This is a genomic window from Pseudomonas sp. COR18, assembly GCF_048568395.1.
GTDB lineage: Bacteria > Pseudomonadota > Gammaproteobacteria > Pseudomonadales > Pseudomonadaceae > Aquipseudomonas > Aquipseudomonas fuscovaginae_B.
Genome location: NZ_CP183808.1, coordinates 5091477 through 5106626 on the forward strand (window position 1 = coordinate 5091477; position 15150 = coordinate 5106626).

The following is a 15150-nucleotide window of genomic DNA, read 5'->3' on the forward strand; positions in this document are numbered from 1 at the left end:
ATCGATCGGTAGCAAGGCGACTACTCATGTCAGCAGAGTGGGATGGTTGCATTCCCACTCGCATGGCAAAGTTGGCCGTAGGGTTGCACGCAGCTCGTGTGAAAACACCGCAGATGACGATGGTTGCCCGTTCCCAGGGGGTATCAGGGGGCTTCATCACGCCGCCTAACCAGTGTGCACTGAGAAAGGCACCTGTCATGCGGTCGACGTTGCACTATGCGACAGAATGTGACTTCCCTAACTTTCATTTTGCCACGCGGCACTACCGCGTTGGCCGTCGTTTCAACTCGTTCTCGCGAATTGGGTTTAACGCGCAAGATGTGCAGGAGATGGGGCATGCGCTCTTAGCGTCGATCCCTTCTGGTGCTGTATCTGAGGAGGAAATCAGGGCTTTAGCGCTAGAGATTCTTCTTAAGAAAGGTTTGCCCTCACGTTCGAGAGTGACGGTTTCCCATGTCGCCTGGCAGTTGACTCGTTACCTCTGGGATGATGCCAGGCTCAAGATGGTCAACGAGTCCAGTAGCTGGGCCAGTGAGGATAGGGCGTTCGTGGTTGATAATTCGCTTTGTTCGATCAATCCGGATGCTGCGCTGGATTACCTTCTGCAGCGATATGTTGAAGCCTATGGTCCGGTGACCCGAGGCGACATTGTATGGTGGAGCGGGCTCGACGTAAGAGGTTTGACTGCCGCCATAAAGCGCTTGCTGGAATGTGGTCTGATCTATGAAGTGAGTTGCAATAGCAGTCAGAAAATATTCTACATTCATCGTGATGCACGGTTTTCAGGCCCCTCTTCGGTATCTTGCAGTACTACGCCTATCTTCTTGGCATATGAGGATCCTTTCATTAAGGCCTACTACGAGACGCGGTGGCGTTATGCTGGCGAATATGGATTGCAAGCGCTTTTTTACAAAACCGGCGAGGCAAGAGCCAGTGTGATGCTCGATGGCCGAATAAGAGGTGTATGGAGTTTAGGTGTAAAAGCTACTAACCATACGATCATGCTGTGCCCGGAGCTAGCACCGGGTGTCCGTTCGAGAATCATTGATTGCTGGCATGAGCACCTTTTGCGATTTGATTGTTCGCAGCGGGCAGAGTATTCGGTTGCAGCCCATTCTTTCCTGTAATTCTATTCTAACGGTCAGCATCGATACACCACGGAGCTGATGGTGTTATTAGGTGCAGGTGGGCCTGTTTTTTATCTTGCTTTAGGTTCAGGGGTAATATGGATTACCAAGCGATTTTTCATCATCTTGCCAGGGAAGCTCTTCCAAATATTCAAGCAGCTTTGCTGGTGGGATCCTTTTCGGAGGGTCTACAAACGAAAACGTCTGACTACGACTTTTTTCTGGTGGTAGACCGTGAAAGCAAGGAGCGAGTAAGCAAGCAACTTATTCGTCGCTATGAGGGGCGTTTGGTCGAGTATACGCTGCTCACGGCAGAGGATATCGGTGCCGAAAAAAATCGTCTTCTAGCTGAAAATTTCTCTTTCAGCAATCTGAGGGATGCTGAGGTTCTCTACAAGCTTCTGTTTGGAAAGCCTGTTCATGGAAGCCGCTTTTACGAGTCCCTGATTCAGGATGTTGATGTGCAGGCATTCAAGAGCAAGTTGATTGCCTATCATTTGTTCTATTGCCAAAACCGTTACGAAGATCTCATTGGATCGGTGGGTGAGGATGATCTTCTGTCGGCGGTATATTTTGCCCAGGTGCTCGTCGACTGTGCGGTTGATGCCTGGCTCGTTCAATCGGGAGATGCCTATCCCAAAGTGAAATGGCGCTTAAAGCGCGCCAGGCGGAAAATGGGGGAGTCCTCAGATCTATTTTGTAGCTACAGGCGCCTTTTTTATCCTGTTGCTGGCGAAGCAACAGAAAGTTACAAGGAACTTTTGGTAAAGGCATTGTCGTTATACCGGCGCCTACTCGCGACAGTTTTCTTTGGCAGCGTTGAGTCTGCTTCTGAAGGTAATGATAGTGTCCGGTATCGTGCGTCGACGTTGAGCTTCGTACACTATGGAGAAAGTGGGTTCATTGCCAGCAATGGTGATAAATATTATGCCTTGGATATCACGTCTACAGCATGCGTTTTGCTGTTGAACGAAGAGATGGCTATTGAGCAACTTGCAGAGTCGCTGACTGCGCGCAGTATCGCAGTGGAGGGGGTTGATAGTCTTCAAAAACGTGTGAGCTATCTGTGTGGTCTGGGATTGCTCGGCTTGGCCTGAAGGTCAGGGCTAAGCCGAGCCTGCTTCAATGAATCATTGAAGCAGTGGGTTCTTCGCTGCTGCAATGGTTCTTTGCACGGCGTTGATGGACTGTAATGGGCTGGATAGGGTGCTGGTTTCTTTAGCTAACAGAATAAAGTCTGCACCTGACTTGGCGAGTTGATACATGCCCACAAGTTCAGCCCGGTTAGGGATGGCATTGGCATCGATGCTTTCACAGACCTGTGTAGAGACGATACATTCAAGTTCGTTCTGTTTAGAAAAATTGATGAGGTAGTCCTGTATTTCGCCAAGGTAATGGCAGTCAACATTCAAGGCCAGATCGCCTCGAGCAACCATGATTCCGTCGTAGAGATGGGCAAAGCTTTGAAGGTTACGAACGCCCTTTAGGGTTTCAATTTTAGCAATTGCTTTGTAAGACGGCCTTTTCAGTCCCTGCGCTGCTAGAGCGGAAAAGGCTTCTTCGCTGCCCTCTTTATCTTCAACGAACGAAAAGGCAATATACTCAGGGCTTATTTCGGCGAGGAAGCTAACCAGGTCGCCATTTTGCTGGGTGGCTGAGTTATTGACTCGGCCGGTGTTCAAGGACTTTTGGCACGGCAGGTAATTGCTGGTGATGGCCGTAGCCACGAAGGTGCTGTCATCCACCACGTGGTCAACGTGAAACGCCAACTCTCCATCACCGATGGTTACAGTTGCCCCTGGTGTCACTAACAGACCGAGCTGCGCTACATCCACAGGTACAAAAGTATTGATGTCATTTGTTTCTTGGCCGGTAGTGAATGTTAGAGTCGTACCAGTCTCGATGAGATGCTTGCGCTCAGGCAGCATGCCGACACGGAATTTTGCGCCAGGGAATGGCACATCCAGCAGTAGTTTTACTGAGCTATGGGTTGCCCCTTGCACCGTACGGAAAATATCCATTCGGCGCCGATGCTCTGTTAGACCTAGTTGAGCTGCCAAATTGTATCTGAAGAGCGTTGCGCCCGCTTCGTGCATAGACAGCAACATATCAGGTGTGCAGGTTGCTTGGCCGACAGTCACTGCAATAGCGGGATAACTAATTGACATTAGATAGTTTCTCCTCAATCAATTTTTTCAGTAATGGATAATTTTTCAGGTATGTAAAATATTGTGGAGGCTGAGCACCGCAAGCGCGAAGCTCTTCCAGCGAAATCGCAGGAAACTCTACGAATCGCTTGATAGGAATAGCGTAGCCACCTTGGGTGGGAATGAAATATTCTTCTACGCTAGAACCGTTTCCGGGATTCATTTTTTCGGCAATTGCCGCAATCTCTGAAGGCGAGCCGTGAATTGGTTGGCCAAGTTCGATAAAAGCACAGAGTTCTCTCTTTTTTCCGCTTCGATAGATATAGGCGATCGCTGCTGGGAGCTTCCAGCGTCTGCGAAACTCGTAGGTCTTTATGCCGGACTGTATCATGCCATAAGCTTTGTCTTGGAGGCTTATGATGATTTCCTTCACGGGCGATGGGTCGTCGGTGAGGAACATTGAAATCTGTTCGTTCATTGCGCTATTCATTCCGAAAGAGAAGGGCTGCTTACTGGTTCAAGCGCTTGTATTTCGGTGAGGCCCCATGGCTTTGTCTCAAATTCTCGGGAGTCTGCGGCTTCTGCGAGGTAGGCCGCAAAGTCTTGGTTGGCAGGTGTTGTGGTAGCGTTTTTTTCTGTTTTTCGTGCAGCACAGAATATGGATGTTGGATTCAAGCTGACGAATTTTTTCCGCACAATTGCAGGGTTCCATACCCAGAAGTTCCAAGGGGCATGGTTGGTTTTTCTGATCGGCTGCTCGACGAGCGTCATGTCGATAACTTCCATGCCTTTCGATTTATAGTAATGCTCAAAAAAAATCGGGCTGAATTGATAGTAACCATGATCTAGATAACCACCTGCAGGGGACATATGTATCATTGTCCCGCCCGGTTTTAGGCAGTCTAAAATATTCGTCAGAGCCGATGTGCATTCCAGGACGTGCTCCAGCGTCCCTGCATCCAAAATCAATCCATAGTGATTGCGTAGCGCCTCGGGAAAAGGTTGCGTCAGGTCGTGGATAATGTTGGCATTCTGGTAGCTATCAATGTCGATAGCATCGACCTCAACGTCCCCCAGTAACATCCGCATAACGGTAATATCGTTTGTGTAATGCCCATACAGCGTCAGGTCTAACCCTGGGATGTTGGGCGGAGATGACTCTACATGGGTGACTCGAGGCGTCTGCCCCTGCTGGCGAATAGCCCAGTCAACATCGCTGGATGTTGCGAAGACCATCTGCCTTCCGAGCAGCAGTACTGGTCCATTAAGCGGGGCTTTGTCGAGTAGCCATGCGAGATATCGAATACTCGATACACTAAGACTCATCTTCTACACTCCTGGTCAATCCGGCACTGCTCATGTAATCCAGCGCTGGTAGGTCTATCTTTCTTGGGGCGTAAGCACGCCAAGTTTCTTTATTATTGAAAAGCTGCTCTTCCACGGGGCTGCTGTAGGTCGGTGGAGGGGTTATATCCATCTGGCACTTAGGCTCCATCCAGCGTGGTGCATAATCGACAAACAGCACTTTCCTTCGTGTGTTTGAGGTGTTGGTTTTTCGTGTATGCCAGACTCGGCGCTCAAACAATATGACGTCCCCGGGTTCGACATAAACCGGAATTGCCAGCTCGTCGATTTTTGTATCAGGCTTTTGTTTCCAACGGTGACTGCCAGGAATGACATAGAAATTTCCAACGCCTAGCCTCGTTCCGTCGGTTAGCCAAATTGCTGCTTTGACCGTGTATCTCGGCTCAAAAAACTGCGCATGCTCCTTGGATATACGCCCACCATCTTGGTGGTAGGCCATGTGCTGTTTATCTTCGGATTGAGGAGGGTTGATTGTAAAACCGATGTAGTTTACGTAGATATTCGGACCTAGCAGAGTCAGTACCGTATCAATTAGACGTTTTTTGCAAGCGGCCATTCTAACGCTAGCAATTTGGGCGACAGCCGCGCCATGGACTTCTAGCTTGCTTTGGGGGCGTTGTGGGTCATGCAGGGTATCCCAAAAATTATCAGCATGGTTGAGAAGATGTTCTAATTCTTGGCTATCCATAAGGTTGCGAAGCACTACATACCCGTCGCGCTGAATTTGCTCTGACAGCGACTTGGGTTCTCCAGCGGGGTGCACTTCGTTCATGGCCAATAATCTTCCCAAGGATCTGTTGGTGAAGCCAGTAGTCTCCTGGCCAACGGTGAGATGCAGGCTTTTGTTGCTTCGTCAATCTCTAGTGGTTGCTTACGTCTAAGCCAAGTCACTGAGTATTCCATAAACAGCACCTTACGCATCACAGGCGAGCGATTGATGGTTCGTGTATGGAGTAATCTGCGGTCGAAGAAAGTAATGTCGCCTGCATGCGCTTCGATATCATGGGTCTGGTGTATGCCTGAGCTTGCTTGTGCAATGTCGTCCCGCGTCAAGTGGCTACCTGGATATACTCGTAGGCAGCCTCCTGTACTGCTCACATCACTGAGCCAAATAGCCACTTTGGTGGTCAGGGGAGGTGGGGAGATTAGGCCGATGTCCTTTTCGAGCCATGCACCATCAAAGTGAATCCCCAGGCCGCTGTGTGAGTCATAGCCGGCTGTCCTGTCTGCAGCGTCCTCGGCCTCCTCGAGGGGGGGGCTGAGTGCGAGCTCTAGCAAGCTCAGTTTAACGCGTGCTCCCAGGTAGTTCTCTATTTTATCGACGATTCTTGAGTCGGCGAAGTAGGGTGCGTAAATGGCTAATTCATGATAGTTAGGGCGTATGACCCTATGGCCCGAATAGGTAGGGTCATATTGGTCATCGGCGTGTCTGCTGAGTTTCGAAATCGTCGTTGCATCGAACGCACCGCAGACGTGATCGAAGCCCTGGCATTGAAGTGAAAATTTGGTATTGGAGAGCGGCATGTTGATGTCATGCCCTCCCTTTGAACAGCATGATGCCGTAATAGTTGTCGTCGGAGGTTAGAGGGACTTCCGTGGTTTGGATGTCTTCGTAGCCATGTGTAGCTAGCCGCTCCGCGAGTGAGGATAGGCACTGCTTACGTCCCTTGAGTTTCATTGCATATGTGTTGCTGAAAACCCATGACGCACCGAATAGAACCCCGCCAGGAGCAAGGTGATCTTTCGCTTCGGTCAATAAGGTATCTAGAGTTGATATCGAGTCTGCGATCCCGGCGAGACCAAATGCACTGATCGAGTCGAATACGCCTACGTCGGGCCACTTTTCAAATGCATTGAACTCATGAATGTCGAGCGGGGCATTAGCCAGGGTGTTCAGATGATCTTCCGTCTTGCCTAGGTAATGTAATGCCTGAATGTAGGCCGGTGGCCAGTTCCGAGTGCGTATCAGTTCCGCTGTCATGTCCAGTGGCACCCTTGACAGGTCAGCCAATGCGATTGCGTCAATGCTGATCGGGGCTGTCACTGACCAGAACATGCTGCATGGGCCGGCGCCCACGTCGAGCCATCGTCCAGGGCGAAAGCAGGTCGATGCCCAGTCGAGGCAGGCCTCAACGCCATGGCCCGGCATCAATTCTTCGTTGAAGTTGTTTTTGAAGTACTGCTGGTAATAGTTTTGATTGTAGTCAAGCACTTTTTGGTACTGCCTTTTGACTTAGTTTTACGATCGTTCTCTGTGGTTCGCTGGTTTCGCGCTCGCTATAGCTATTAAATGTCTCTGTGATCTCTAGGGAGGCGCTCAGGCATGCAATGCGAATTGTTTCTTCTGAATGTCGCCAAAGCTTTAGTTTAGCTTGGTGATTCGTGACTTCATTTGCGCGTCTAATGACGTAATCAAAAGTGAAGTCTATAAAGTAGTGCTGTTCTTGGTGGGTTACATAACGGCTTATAATTGAATCTCCATTTTTCCGTTCCCAACTCAGCCATTGTTTGCCGTTTTGTGTTTTATCATAGTAGGATGGAGCTTCTGCACTGGTTTGAGGTGTGCTGCGAAAGTGTGCGATATCTACAAGAATGCAGCCAGTGGGGGATAGAAGGGTAGCGAGGTTCTGCAGTATGCAACAGACGTCATTTTCTGAAAACATCTGAATGGCTTCTGCGGGAATAACAATCATCTCAAATTTCTGCTCAGGTGAAAATTCTATGCTGAGTAGGTTGATGATTTGCGCATCAGAGATTGCTTTTCCACGTTGGTCCAGATGTCGACGCACCTGCTCTATCATTTGAGGTTCGAGATCGGCATAGACAATGTTATTCAGGTTGCCCAGAGCTCCCAGCAGTCGTCCCGCGCCGCAGGGAATTACTAAGCCGGGCCCTCTGTGCTGGCAAGCCTGCCGTTGATAGAACTCAAAGTCATGCTTTCCATCTTGTTCTAAATGGTAGAACTCAGCACGTTGATCGTAACCAATTACTTCCGTCTTGAAACTCGGCATTACAACGGTCCATGTGGCAGGTACTTCAATGATTTGGTCGTTCAGCTGTATTTTCAGGTCTGCGAGCCCGGGTGCCGGCGCCAATGAACACCAGGCCTTGGCTGTCTACCTCGACGCGTTCACCTGGCTGGCAATCGGGGAGGGTATTATCAAAATTCCCTGCATAAAGATAATGGGTGACTTGATAAATAAGCGGCCCCAGCAGTAGCAAGGGCTTGAGTGATGAGAATCCGCTTGGTCGATCGTGCAGAAAATAATCTTTCGCATTGTTGAACCATGGGGCATCCATGTGCATTTGTGCCATTTTTTTCAAGCGCCACTTGGATGACGGATTAGTCAAGCCTTGTAGTGCGGCAATGCTATCGAGGGCATGCCAGAGCCCTATCTCTGCGACAAACGCACATTGCTGTATGTCCTCGCTGACCAGGCTACCGGCAGCATCTTCCCATCGGGCTCTAGCAATGATCAGGTGTGTGATTGCTGCTTCGAATTTCAGGCGACTGCGATCCACGAGTCTATGGATGGCCGTTGAGTGAGATTGAGTTGTCAGTGGCGTGGCATTGGCGAGCCGATGATAAGTCTCCAGCCTATCGAGGTTCGCGATGTTGTGTTCCCCCCAGTGGCGAGGAAGTTTCTCATTGACCTCAACTTGCTGCTTTAAAGATAGGATGTCACCTTCAGTAAGGTAGCGGACATCGAGCCAGCGCTGTTGGGTCTTAGAGTACTGTGCGCTGCTTCTGTTGTTCGATTGCTCGCCGATCACAAATAAATCGATGTCTGAGCCTGCGTTAGCGTAGCCATCAACCAGGGATCCCGTCAGATAGACATGATGGGTCAGGCAATTGAACTCCAGTTCAGCCAGCAAAAAGGGAATATTGAGTGTTTCTGTCGGATTGCGCATCGTGACGTCTGAGGGTCAGCCGGCATTGTTTGTATTGGCGAGCGCTTCCATACGCGCGACCATCGTGACGGTGTCCGAAAAGGTCAAGGTCTGGAATGTTCCTGCGATAGCGGAGGCTGTCAGAGCGGTAAGCTCGTCAATACTCTGGTTTGCAGCGAAGTTGTTTGAGTCTACCGATAGCAATTTTTTTACCAGAGCAGTCCGAGCATCGCCGCCTGATTCGACATTTTTGATTGTGACGCTTTTCGCTTCATCATGACGCCCGAGAATCAGAAGCGCAGATGCTTTGACAATCAGTGCCAAGGGGTGATCAGGGCTCAGTTGCAGGGCTGCCTCACTAAGCTGTAGAGCAGAAAGCGCCTTGCTCCGTCGCAGTTCTACCTGAGCCATCTTGGTGAAAGCATTGGCACTGGGACGAAGAGCAGCTAAAGCATTGAATGATTTGTAGGCTTGCTCATCGTGGCCTGCGTAGTAGAACGCGTAGGCCTGAAACTCGAGAAGGGAAATCTCATCTTGTTCGTCAAGATGCTGAAGGCTGTCAGTAAGCTTCTGCAGCGCTGCCAGATTGAAGCTGGTGGTATCCAGTAAGGATTTACACAGTAACCCTACTTGCGATTTTACCGTTTCCGTCATCGGTAGTCTCCGCTCATCCTTGAAGCGCATAGGTCAATGACGGAGTGTCCCGTCATTGAAAGAGTATAGGCTGCTAAGGCCAGCCTGAGCAAGCGAGGGAGGGGTCAATCAGCTTAGCTGAACTGGCTGCTGCTATTGACTTTATGTCCATTTTGATCTGGGGGAGTGGGTAAGCCAATTTTGCCAATTTTGAGCTTTTCTGAGTTGCTCTAAATCGCTATAGTGCGCGGCTTCATCAAGGAGCAGTGGTTTGGTATGCCGGGCGCAAGGGAGTGTTCGAAATGGTGTCTGAGTGGCTTCGTTTTGCGAAAAGGGACTGCTTTCATATCATGGTCTTGATGGGTTGCAGTATTCTTCGGAGTCCGTTATTTTTATTTGTAAATTATCATGTCGTGATCGGCGGCACGTTTCTTCTACGTATAAAGTCAGACTTAAGTTCCTTCATTTTGCTTGGGTCTCGTGAGAGTAGAGGCGCTATCTGCAGTATAGATAAAAGACGCGATATGACCCACACCTTTGTTGTTGTGCGTCTTATGTGTATGATAATTCAGGGGCAGATATCTTCGGCTATCCGTGGCGTAGAAAAACAATCACTGCTAGACCCGCCTTTACCCAGTATTTTGGAGTTAGCTCCGCCAAGTCTTGTTTCTAATTCATCTGCATTCCAAGGCGCAGGACGGATCGATTAAGCAGAGTTGGTCGGGCTTGGGGCAAGCTCACCTTAGTAAATTTGCCCCGCTTGAGGCATAAGCCTGTGGGCTGAGGCTGCTTTTAACTTAACAGGCTACCAGAATTTTAAAAATCAAAACATGGACAGTATTGATCCGAATATGAAACAGCCAAGAGTGGGAGTTACCCATCTAGTCGAGTCGATAGAGGGTTTGTATGCGCAGGCAATTAAACATTCTGCGAGAATTGAAATCGTAACTTCCTCACAGCCTAACAGTTCACCTCACATGGGAACCGTGACTACGTTTTCATCTGCTTTTGCGTTGGCGCGAAATCTTCGTGACAAATATGACTTACCTGTGTCGGTAGTTGTTGATCTGCTGGATAACGCTCCTGGTCGCTATGAGACCATTCAGGGAGAGCAATATCAGTGGATGTTGAAGGATGTCTTGGATGAAGGGGAGTCCAAGTATCAGCGTTATCTGCGTCTGTATGAGGACATGCTTGAGCGGATAGCTCGAATCAGTGAGCTGGATTACACGATTAGACCCTATTCTAGCTATGCACTGAATAGTGAATTTTACCGAGCTCTGTGGCTCATGCTACGAGAGCATCAGCTTTTCAAATCAGTGACCAATCCCGAGGGGCGTGGCCTACATATACGGCTGCCATGCCCTGTCTGCGGCTCACTCGAGAAAGACCCACCCTTATCTTCCATCCAAAGGCTGGGAGAAGATCAATTTTCTTTGGCTGTGAATTGTCCGATTCACGGTCGTTCGCAGCAGGTCCTCGAGCCGGCGGTTGCCGCTTTTCTCGATACAGGCACTGCACCAAGGGAGATCGCCAAAAACTACCAGTTGGCTAGGCAAATGCAGAGCGACAACAGTTTCGTCATCATGCTTGATGGCATGGATTGGTCGGGGCCTTGGGCAGCAGACATCGGGGCGCTTGGAAGTGACTATCTTGGGCTACGCCAGCGTGATCTGCCGAGAAAGCTGTATGCCCCGACACTTATCACTGCGGACGGGGCAAAGCTCTCTAAATCGTTGTACGTTGAGGGGGATCGTTACCACTACTTGCCAGAGTACGTGATGAACTATGGCCTGCTGAAAAACGAGGCGCGTGAGGCTTACGTTCAGGCGGTCTTGGCATTAGCCACTTCATGGGTACAAGACCCACCTCTTTTCTATCAGCCTCAAGCCGTAGAGCGCTTACTGCCGCTGATCAAGCTATGACACGCTCTTACTGCAGGGAGACTGGCATGGCAGGATGGATGGAAAGACTCAAAGAGGTATTTGGCAGGCGCGACCTGAAGTCTGCGACGTATACCTTGAGAGGGCAGGTGTTGCTCTGTGCCGGGATTTTAATGACAGCATGCGCTGAGCAGACTTATCAGCGTCCTGCAGTCGATGTCCCGTCTGAATGGCTTCAAGCCTCGCCTCCCCAAGGCGTTGTTGCAGGGGCAGCAGATGGGCAGGCTTGGTGGTATCGCTTTGGTGATGCGAACCTGAACACATTCATTGAGCAGGTTTTACAGCGCAATAATGACCTGGCGGTGGCTGCGCTCAATGTCAGGCGTGCTCAACTACTTGCCGAGCGCGCGGGTGACCCGTTGATCTATGGCGCTGAATCTGAGCTTCAAAAAGTGCATAGTCGCCGCTTGGACGATCGCACTTGGGAGCGTAGTGACTCGTCGACGACTCAACTGCGTGCAAGCTTTACGTTGGATCTCTGGGGGCGGTTAGACCAAGAGAGAAATATGGCGAGCTGGGCGTTGGCGGCATCACAAGCTGATCGTGAGACGGTATATCTCAACGTCATAGGCACGACGGCGGACCTGTACTGGCGTCTCGCTTACTACAATCAGCGTGTTGCCTCGGCAGAGAAGAGCCTCGAGACGGCAGTCAGGACACAGAGATTGATCAATGCTCAATCGGTGGCAGGAGCCGCTTCCGGGTTGGAAAAAAGAGAGGCTGAACAAACTGTTTTGACTCAGCGCAGTAGTTTGGCTCAGTTGCGGCAATCGCAGATCGAGACGCGCAATGCATTCGCGACACTATTCAATACCGCACCTGATAAACAGGAAATGGAGCTTATTCTTGCGTCGGAACCTGACCAGTTGCCCAGTGGTCCTCTTCCTGAAATTCAAGAAGGCCTCCCATCTTCTCTATTGAGCCGTCGTCCCGATCTGCGTGCAGCGGAGTTTAACTTGCGTGCGAGCCTGGCGAATATCGATGTCGTGCGCAGCAGTTTTTACCCGACGTTGGCCTTGACTGGCGCGTTGGGCAACAGCAGCAGTTCGCTGTCTCGGTTGCTGGCCAATCCGGTGGCGACGCTCGGGACAGGTCTGACGCTGCCCTTCCTTGATGTGAAGTCGATGAAAACTGATACAGCTGTTGCTGGTCTCGCTTACCAGAAGGCTGTTGTTGAGTTTCGATCGGCGTTGTACAACGCCTACCGCGATGTAGAGAACGCCTTATCCGCCAAGCGACAGCTTTCCGAGCAGGCTGTTCTTCAGGCGCAAAACCTTGTCGCGGCGCGTGAGGCTGAACGTTTGTATGCCATTCGATATCGGGCCGGAGCGGTGGCCCTGCGATTGTGGCTTGATGCGCAGGAGCGATTACGAGAGGCCGAACTTCAGCAGGCTCAAGTACGCCTTAATCAGTTGCAAAACCTAAATACGCTCTATCAGGCCCTCGGGGGAGGTGGGGACTTGACTACGCTTGAAAAATTGTCACAGGTATCCTCTGCGGACGGCCTATCACCTCACCCTTAACGCACAGGATAAGATTTGGGAGCTATCGGATGCATGACCCGATAGCTTTCAGGCTCACCCGCACCGCGATGATTCTGCAGTTCTGGTACTGTTTCACCTGCCTACAGCACACCCGCAGTATGATGACTGGATTGACGGGGTAGAACCCGCTTTCGAACGCTAAGTTTCGGCGTTCACGCGCATCCAGCATAATCTGTGGCGTCCAGTAACCGTACCAGATACCTAGGCAAGGAGAAAACCATCAAGGCTTTATCAATTGTGCGACCTAGTGGCAGTCGAATTGCCTCGGGAGAGAAAACTCTTGAGGTTCGTCGTTGGCCTGCTGGCTTGTCCCCTACTGAGGATCTGCTGATCGTCGAAAATGGACGATTTCTTCGCGAAGATGGTGACGAGGACAGTGATGGTGTTGCCGTTGCAATCGTTCGAGTCAAAGCGGTTCGTCCTTTTGTCTTCTCGGATATGCAAGCCGCCTGCGTCAGCAGCTTTGAGGAGGGGTGGCTTGCATGGGAGTTGTGCGACGTAAGGCCGATCACTCAGTTAATCCCTGTTCGCGCAGCCCGAGACATTTACGAGGTTGATATTTCTCTTCCAGTTGCAGGCTGATCATGGCAGTGCATTTGAGATCGATATAAAAAAGCCCGGCAGAGCCGGGCTGGAGTGAGGTACCGCTACAGCTTAAACCCGGTCATCCCTCGACCGGCTCTCCCTGAAGCGATAAGAGCAAATACGGCACTCCTTGCGGTGGGTCCATGCGCCTCAGCGTCAACGCCAGAGCACCTTCCTTCTGCTCTGGGGAGGACAGGTCAAAATCCACCTGCCTCGCCTGAGGACTCTGGTTGTGAGCCCTGGCCACTGCCTGGAACAGACCCCTCAACCGACTCTCGTACGTCGAGCGCCGGCGATCGGCCGGATCCAGCAGCACCTGGTCCCACACCTGCGCAGTGATCGCGATGCCATATTCCATTACCTGGTCAACGCGTTGTTTCTTCATTCGGGGCATCTGATTTCTCCTTCAAATTGAGAAACCACCTGCCCCAACCGGGAAGTGGTTTCCCGGTGACAGCGATTACGATTGCAGCGTCAAACGGTGCAGCAGGTGACGCCTGTGTTGTCGAGCGCCTGCAGGGCAAACCCTCGCCATCTGGGTGAAATCAGAAAGCCCCTGAGTTCCATGGCTTCCCGGCGGGCCCTCCTGGCCGATTCAAACGCCTCCTGGCTCATGTCCTGGTGCGCCTTTTCGTAGAGCGCCGCCATTCGCTGTCCAGCGGCCCAAACATCAGCCGCCGTTCGGCAGGGACGTCGCCAGACGATCTCCGATGCCTGAATGACACCGGACAGCACCCGTCGAGCGTCATCGCTGCCACAGGCCATGGGCTTGCGCTGATAGACCTTCGTCAGCGTGTCGTAGACCTCCACCGTCCGTGGATCGAACGAGGCCACGGCGCCGAGCTTTGGATACGCATGCAGCTCGTAGAAGCGCGACTCGCACAACGCAATCGCCTCTTCAAGCAAGCCGCAATACCCCACGACGTACTCACCCGACACTTGGTAGAACCCCACGTGCGGTTCGTCCTGGGGCAAGCTCAACACGCCCGTACAGACAATCGTGAACTGCCGTTGGAACCGATCCAGACGCAACGCCGTACCGGGCAGGTAAGGGGTGCGAATGAACGGAAACGGCAACCGTAGAACATTCACAGGTTTTTCCATGTAGCTCTCCTCAGGGGCGGGACGGACCTCGCCCCATAGGGCAAGGAAATCCCTATGGATGGATGTCAGGTTCAGGCCGCGGTCAGACACCGGTGCAGGCGCAAAGGCACCCAACAAGCAAACCGCAACAGCGATCGGCGGCCGGTACGAGCGAACAGCAAAGTGGGGTGTCCGCCACACCACAAACCTGACGAAAAATCAGCGGGCAGGGCAGTGCGTAATGGGTGGGCGATGCCAACCCGTAGCACGCCCATGAAGTGGAAGCCGACGAACAACGAACCTCACAAAAGGCCGGCGTTCAGATCAGCGAGTCAGCCCATGGCCGACGAAGTCAAAGAAGAGCGATCAACGCTCGAAAGTGCAAGAGCAGGGCATCGCGATTCTCCGGGTTCAGAAACAGAAGGCGGAGAACACTTCGCCCGGCGGGGAGTGTTCCCCGCGTGGGTGGGTGCAGTTGAGGCGTTACAGCATGTACTTCATGCCAGCGAGCACCGTAGTTGCTGTGCCGGCCAGCATCATGAAGAGGCGCAGCGTCAGCGTTTTGTTGAGACCGTCCACCTTGGCGTCAAGCTTTACAAGGGCCACTTGCAGTTTAGTGATATCGCCCTTGAGTTCAGCACGAAGCTCGGTCAAATCGGCTTTGGTGGCGAGGGTTGAGGTCATATCTTTCTCCAGTGCGTCAATGACTGCAGTAGCGTTTTGCTCTGAAATGTTGGACGCGACCAACGCCTTGTATAGAGCCATATTCAGTCTCATCAGACCTCCAGATTTCATCGGGGGCCTGCCCATACGGGCGAGGCCCGTATGGGAG

General features: G+C 51.5%; 17 protein-coding genes. 5 read left to right on the forward strand and 12 right to left on the reverse strand.

Features of this window, described 5'->3' with window-relative positions; translation table 11 throughout:
* The first annotated feature begins 26 nt into the window (after positions 1–26).
* Positions 27–1127, forward strand: a complete 1101-nt coding sequence (locus tag ACM62G_RS23460; RefSeq protein ID WP_419735684.1) for a DNA glycosylase AlkZ-like family protein — start codon at positions 27–29, stop codon at positions 1125–1127.
* Positions 1128–1225: 98 nt separating this feature from the next.
* The gene (locus ACM62G_RS23465) at positions 1226–2224 is read left to right on the forward strand and encodes a nucleotidyltransferase domain-containing protein (protein ID WP_419735685.1); all 999 of its coding nucleotides are present in this window, start codon (positions 1226–1228) and stop codon (positions 2222–2224) included.
* 33 nt (positions 2225–2257) lie between these two features.
* Here ACM62G_RS23465 and ACM62G_RS23470 read toward each other — a convergent pair whose 3' ends face one another.
* From ACM62G_RS23470 to ACM62G_RS23510, 9 genes are read right to left on the reverse strand one after another with little or no spacing between them, the layout of a single operon-like run.
* The gene (locus ACM62G_RS23470) at positions 2258–3295 is read right to left on the reverse strand and encodes a pyruvate kinase (RefSeq protein ID WP_419735686.1); all 1038 of its coding nucleotides are present in this window, start codon (positions 3293–3295) and stop codon (positions 2258–2260) included.
* Positions 3285–3752 (reverse strand): hypothetical protein, encoded by a 468-nt coding sequence (locus tag ACM62G_RS23475; protein WP_419735687.1) that lies wholly within the window; start codon positions 3750–3752, stop codon positions 3285–3287. The genes ACM62G_RS23470 and ACM62G_RS23475 overlap by 11 nt, the downstream gene beginning before the upstream one ends.
* A gap of 8 nt (positions 3753–3760) precedes the next feature.
* Positions 3761–4600, reverse strand: coding sequence for a hypothetical protein (locus ACM62G_RS23480; protein ID WP_419735688.1), 840 nt, complete (start codon positions 4598–4600; stop codon positions 3761–3763).
* Positions 4590–5411, reverse strand: coding sequence for a phytanoyl-CoA dioxygenase family protein (locus ACM62G_RS23485; RefSeq protein WP_419735689.1), 822 nt, complete (start codon positions 5409–5411; stop codon positions 4590–4592). The genes ACM62G_RS23480 and ACM62G_RS23485 overlap by 11 nt, the downstream gene beginning before the upstream one ends.
* Positions 5408–6163 (reverse strand): phytanoyl-CoA dioxygenase family protein, encoded by a 756-nt coding sequence (locus ACM62G_RS23490; protein ID WP_419735690.1) that lies wholly within the window; start codon positions 6161–6163, stop codon positions 5408–5410. Before ACM62G_RS23490 ends, ACM62G_RS23485 begins: the two co-directional genes overlap by 4 nt.
* A 7-nt stretch (positions 6164–6170) precedes the next feature.
* Positions 6171–6851 (reverse strand): hypothetical protein, encoded by a 681-nt coding sequence (locus tag ACM62G_RS23495; protein ID WP_419735691.1) that lies wholly within the window; start codon positions 6849–6851, stop codon positions 6171–6173.
* Complete coding sequence (locus tag ACM62G_RS23500; RefSeq protein ID WP_419735692.1) at positions 6844–7650, reverse strand: methyltransferase domain-containing protein; 807 nt, start codon at positions 7648–7650, stop codon at positions 6844–6846. Before ACM62G_RS23500 ends, ACM62G_RS23495 begins: the two co-directional genes overlap by 8 nt.
* A 25-nt stretch (positions 7651–7675) precedes the next feature.
* On the reverse strand, positions 7676–8551 hold the full coding sequence (locus tag ACM62G_RS23505) for a nucleotidyltransferase domain-containing protein (protein WP_419735693.1): 876 nt from the start codon (positions 8549–8551) through the stop codon (positions 7676–7678).
* Between the two features lie 15 nt (positions 8552–8566).
* Positions 8567–9184 (reverse strand): hypothetical protein, encoded by a 618-nt coding sequence (locus tag ACM62G_RS23510; protein ID WP_419735694.1) that lies wholly within the window; start codon positions 9182–9184, stop codon positions 8567–8569.
* 809 nt (positions 9185–9993) lie between these two features.
* Between ACM62G_RS23510 and ACM62G_RS23515 the strand changes: the two genes are divergently transcribed.
* The 3 genes from ACM62G_RS23515 (at position 9994) to ACM62G_RS23525 (ending at position 13232) form a co-directional block, all read left to right on the forward strand.
* A complete protein-coding gene (locus tag ACM62G_RS23515) occupies positions 9994–11088 on the forward strand; it encodes a hypothetical protein (RefSeq protein ID WP_419735695.1) in 1095 nt (364 codons plus the stop codon).
* 26 nt (positions 11089–11114) lie between these two features.
* Positions 11115–12629 carry an efflux transporter outer membrane subunit gene (locus tag ACM62G_RS23520; protein WP_419735696.1) on the forward strand — a complete coding sequence of 505 codons (1515 nt, stop codon included), beginning with the start codon at positions 11115–11117 and terminating at the stop codon, positions 12627–12629.
* 195 nt (positions 12630–12824) lie between these two features.
* Positions 12825–13232 (forward strand): ASCH domain-containing protein, encoded by a 408-nt coding sequence (locus ACM62G_RS23525; protein ID WP_419735697.1) that lies wholly within the window; start codon positions 12825–12827, stop codon positions 13230–13232.
* 82 nt (positions 13233–13314) lie between these two features.
* Here the strand turns inward: ACM62G_RS23525 and ACM62G_RS23530 are convergent, their stop codons facing one another.
* The 3 genes from ACM62G_RS23530 to ACM62G_RS23540 form a co-directional block, all read right to left on the reverse strand.
* The gene (locus ACM62G_RS23530; RefSeq protein WP_419735698.1) at positions 13315–13629 is read right to left on the reverse strand and encodes a hypothetical protein; all 315 of its coding nucleotides are present in this window, start codon (positions 13627–13629) and stop codon (positions 13315–13317) included.
* A gap of 80 nt (positions 13630–13709) precedes the next feature.
* On the reverse strand, positions 13710–14339 hold the full coding sequence (locus tag ACM62G_RS23535) for a hypothetical protein (protein ID WP_419735699.1): 630 nt from the start codon (positions 14337–14339) through the stop codon (positions 13710–13712).
* A gap of 462 nt (positions 14340–14801) precedes the next feature.
* The gene (locus tag ACM62G_RS23540; RefSeq protein WP_419735700.1) at positions 14802–15095 is read right to left on the reverse strand and encodes a hypothetical protein; all 294 of its coding nucleotides are present in this window, start codon (positions 15093–15095) and stop codon (positions 14802–14804) included.
* Positions 15096–15150 lie beyond the last annotated feature (55 nt).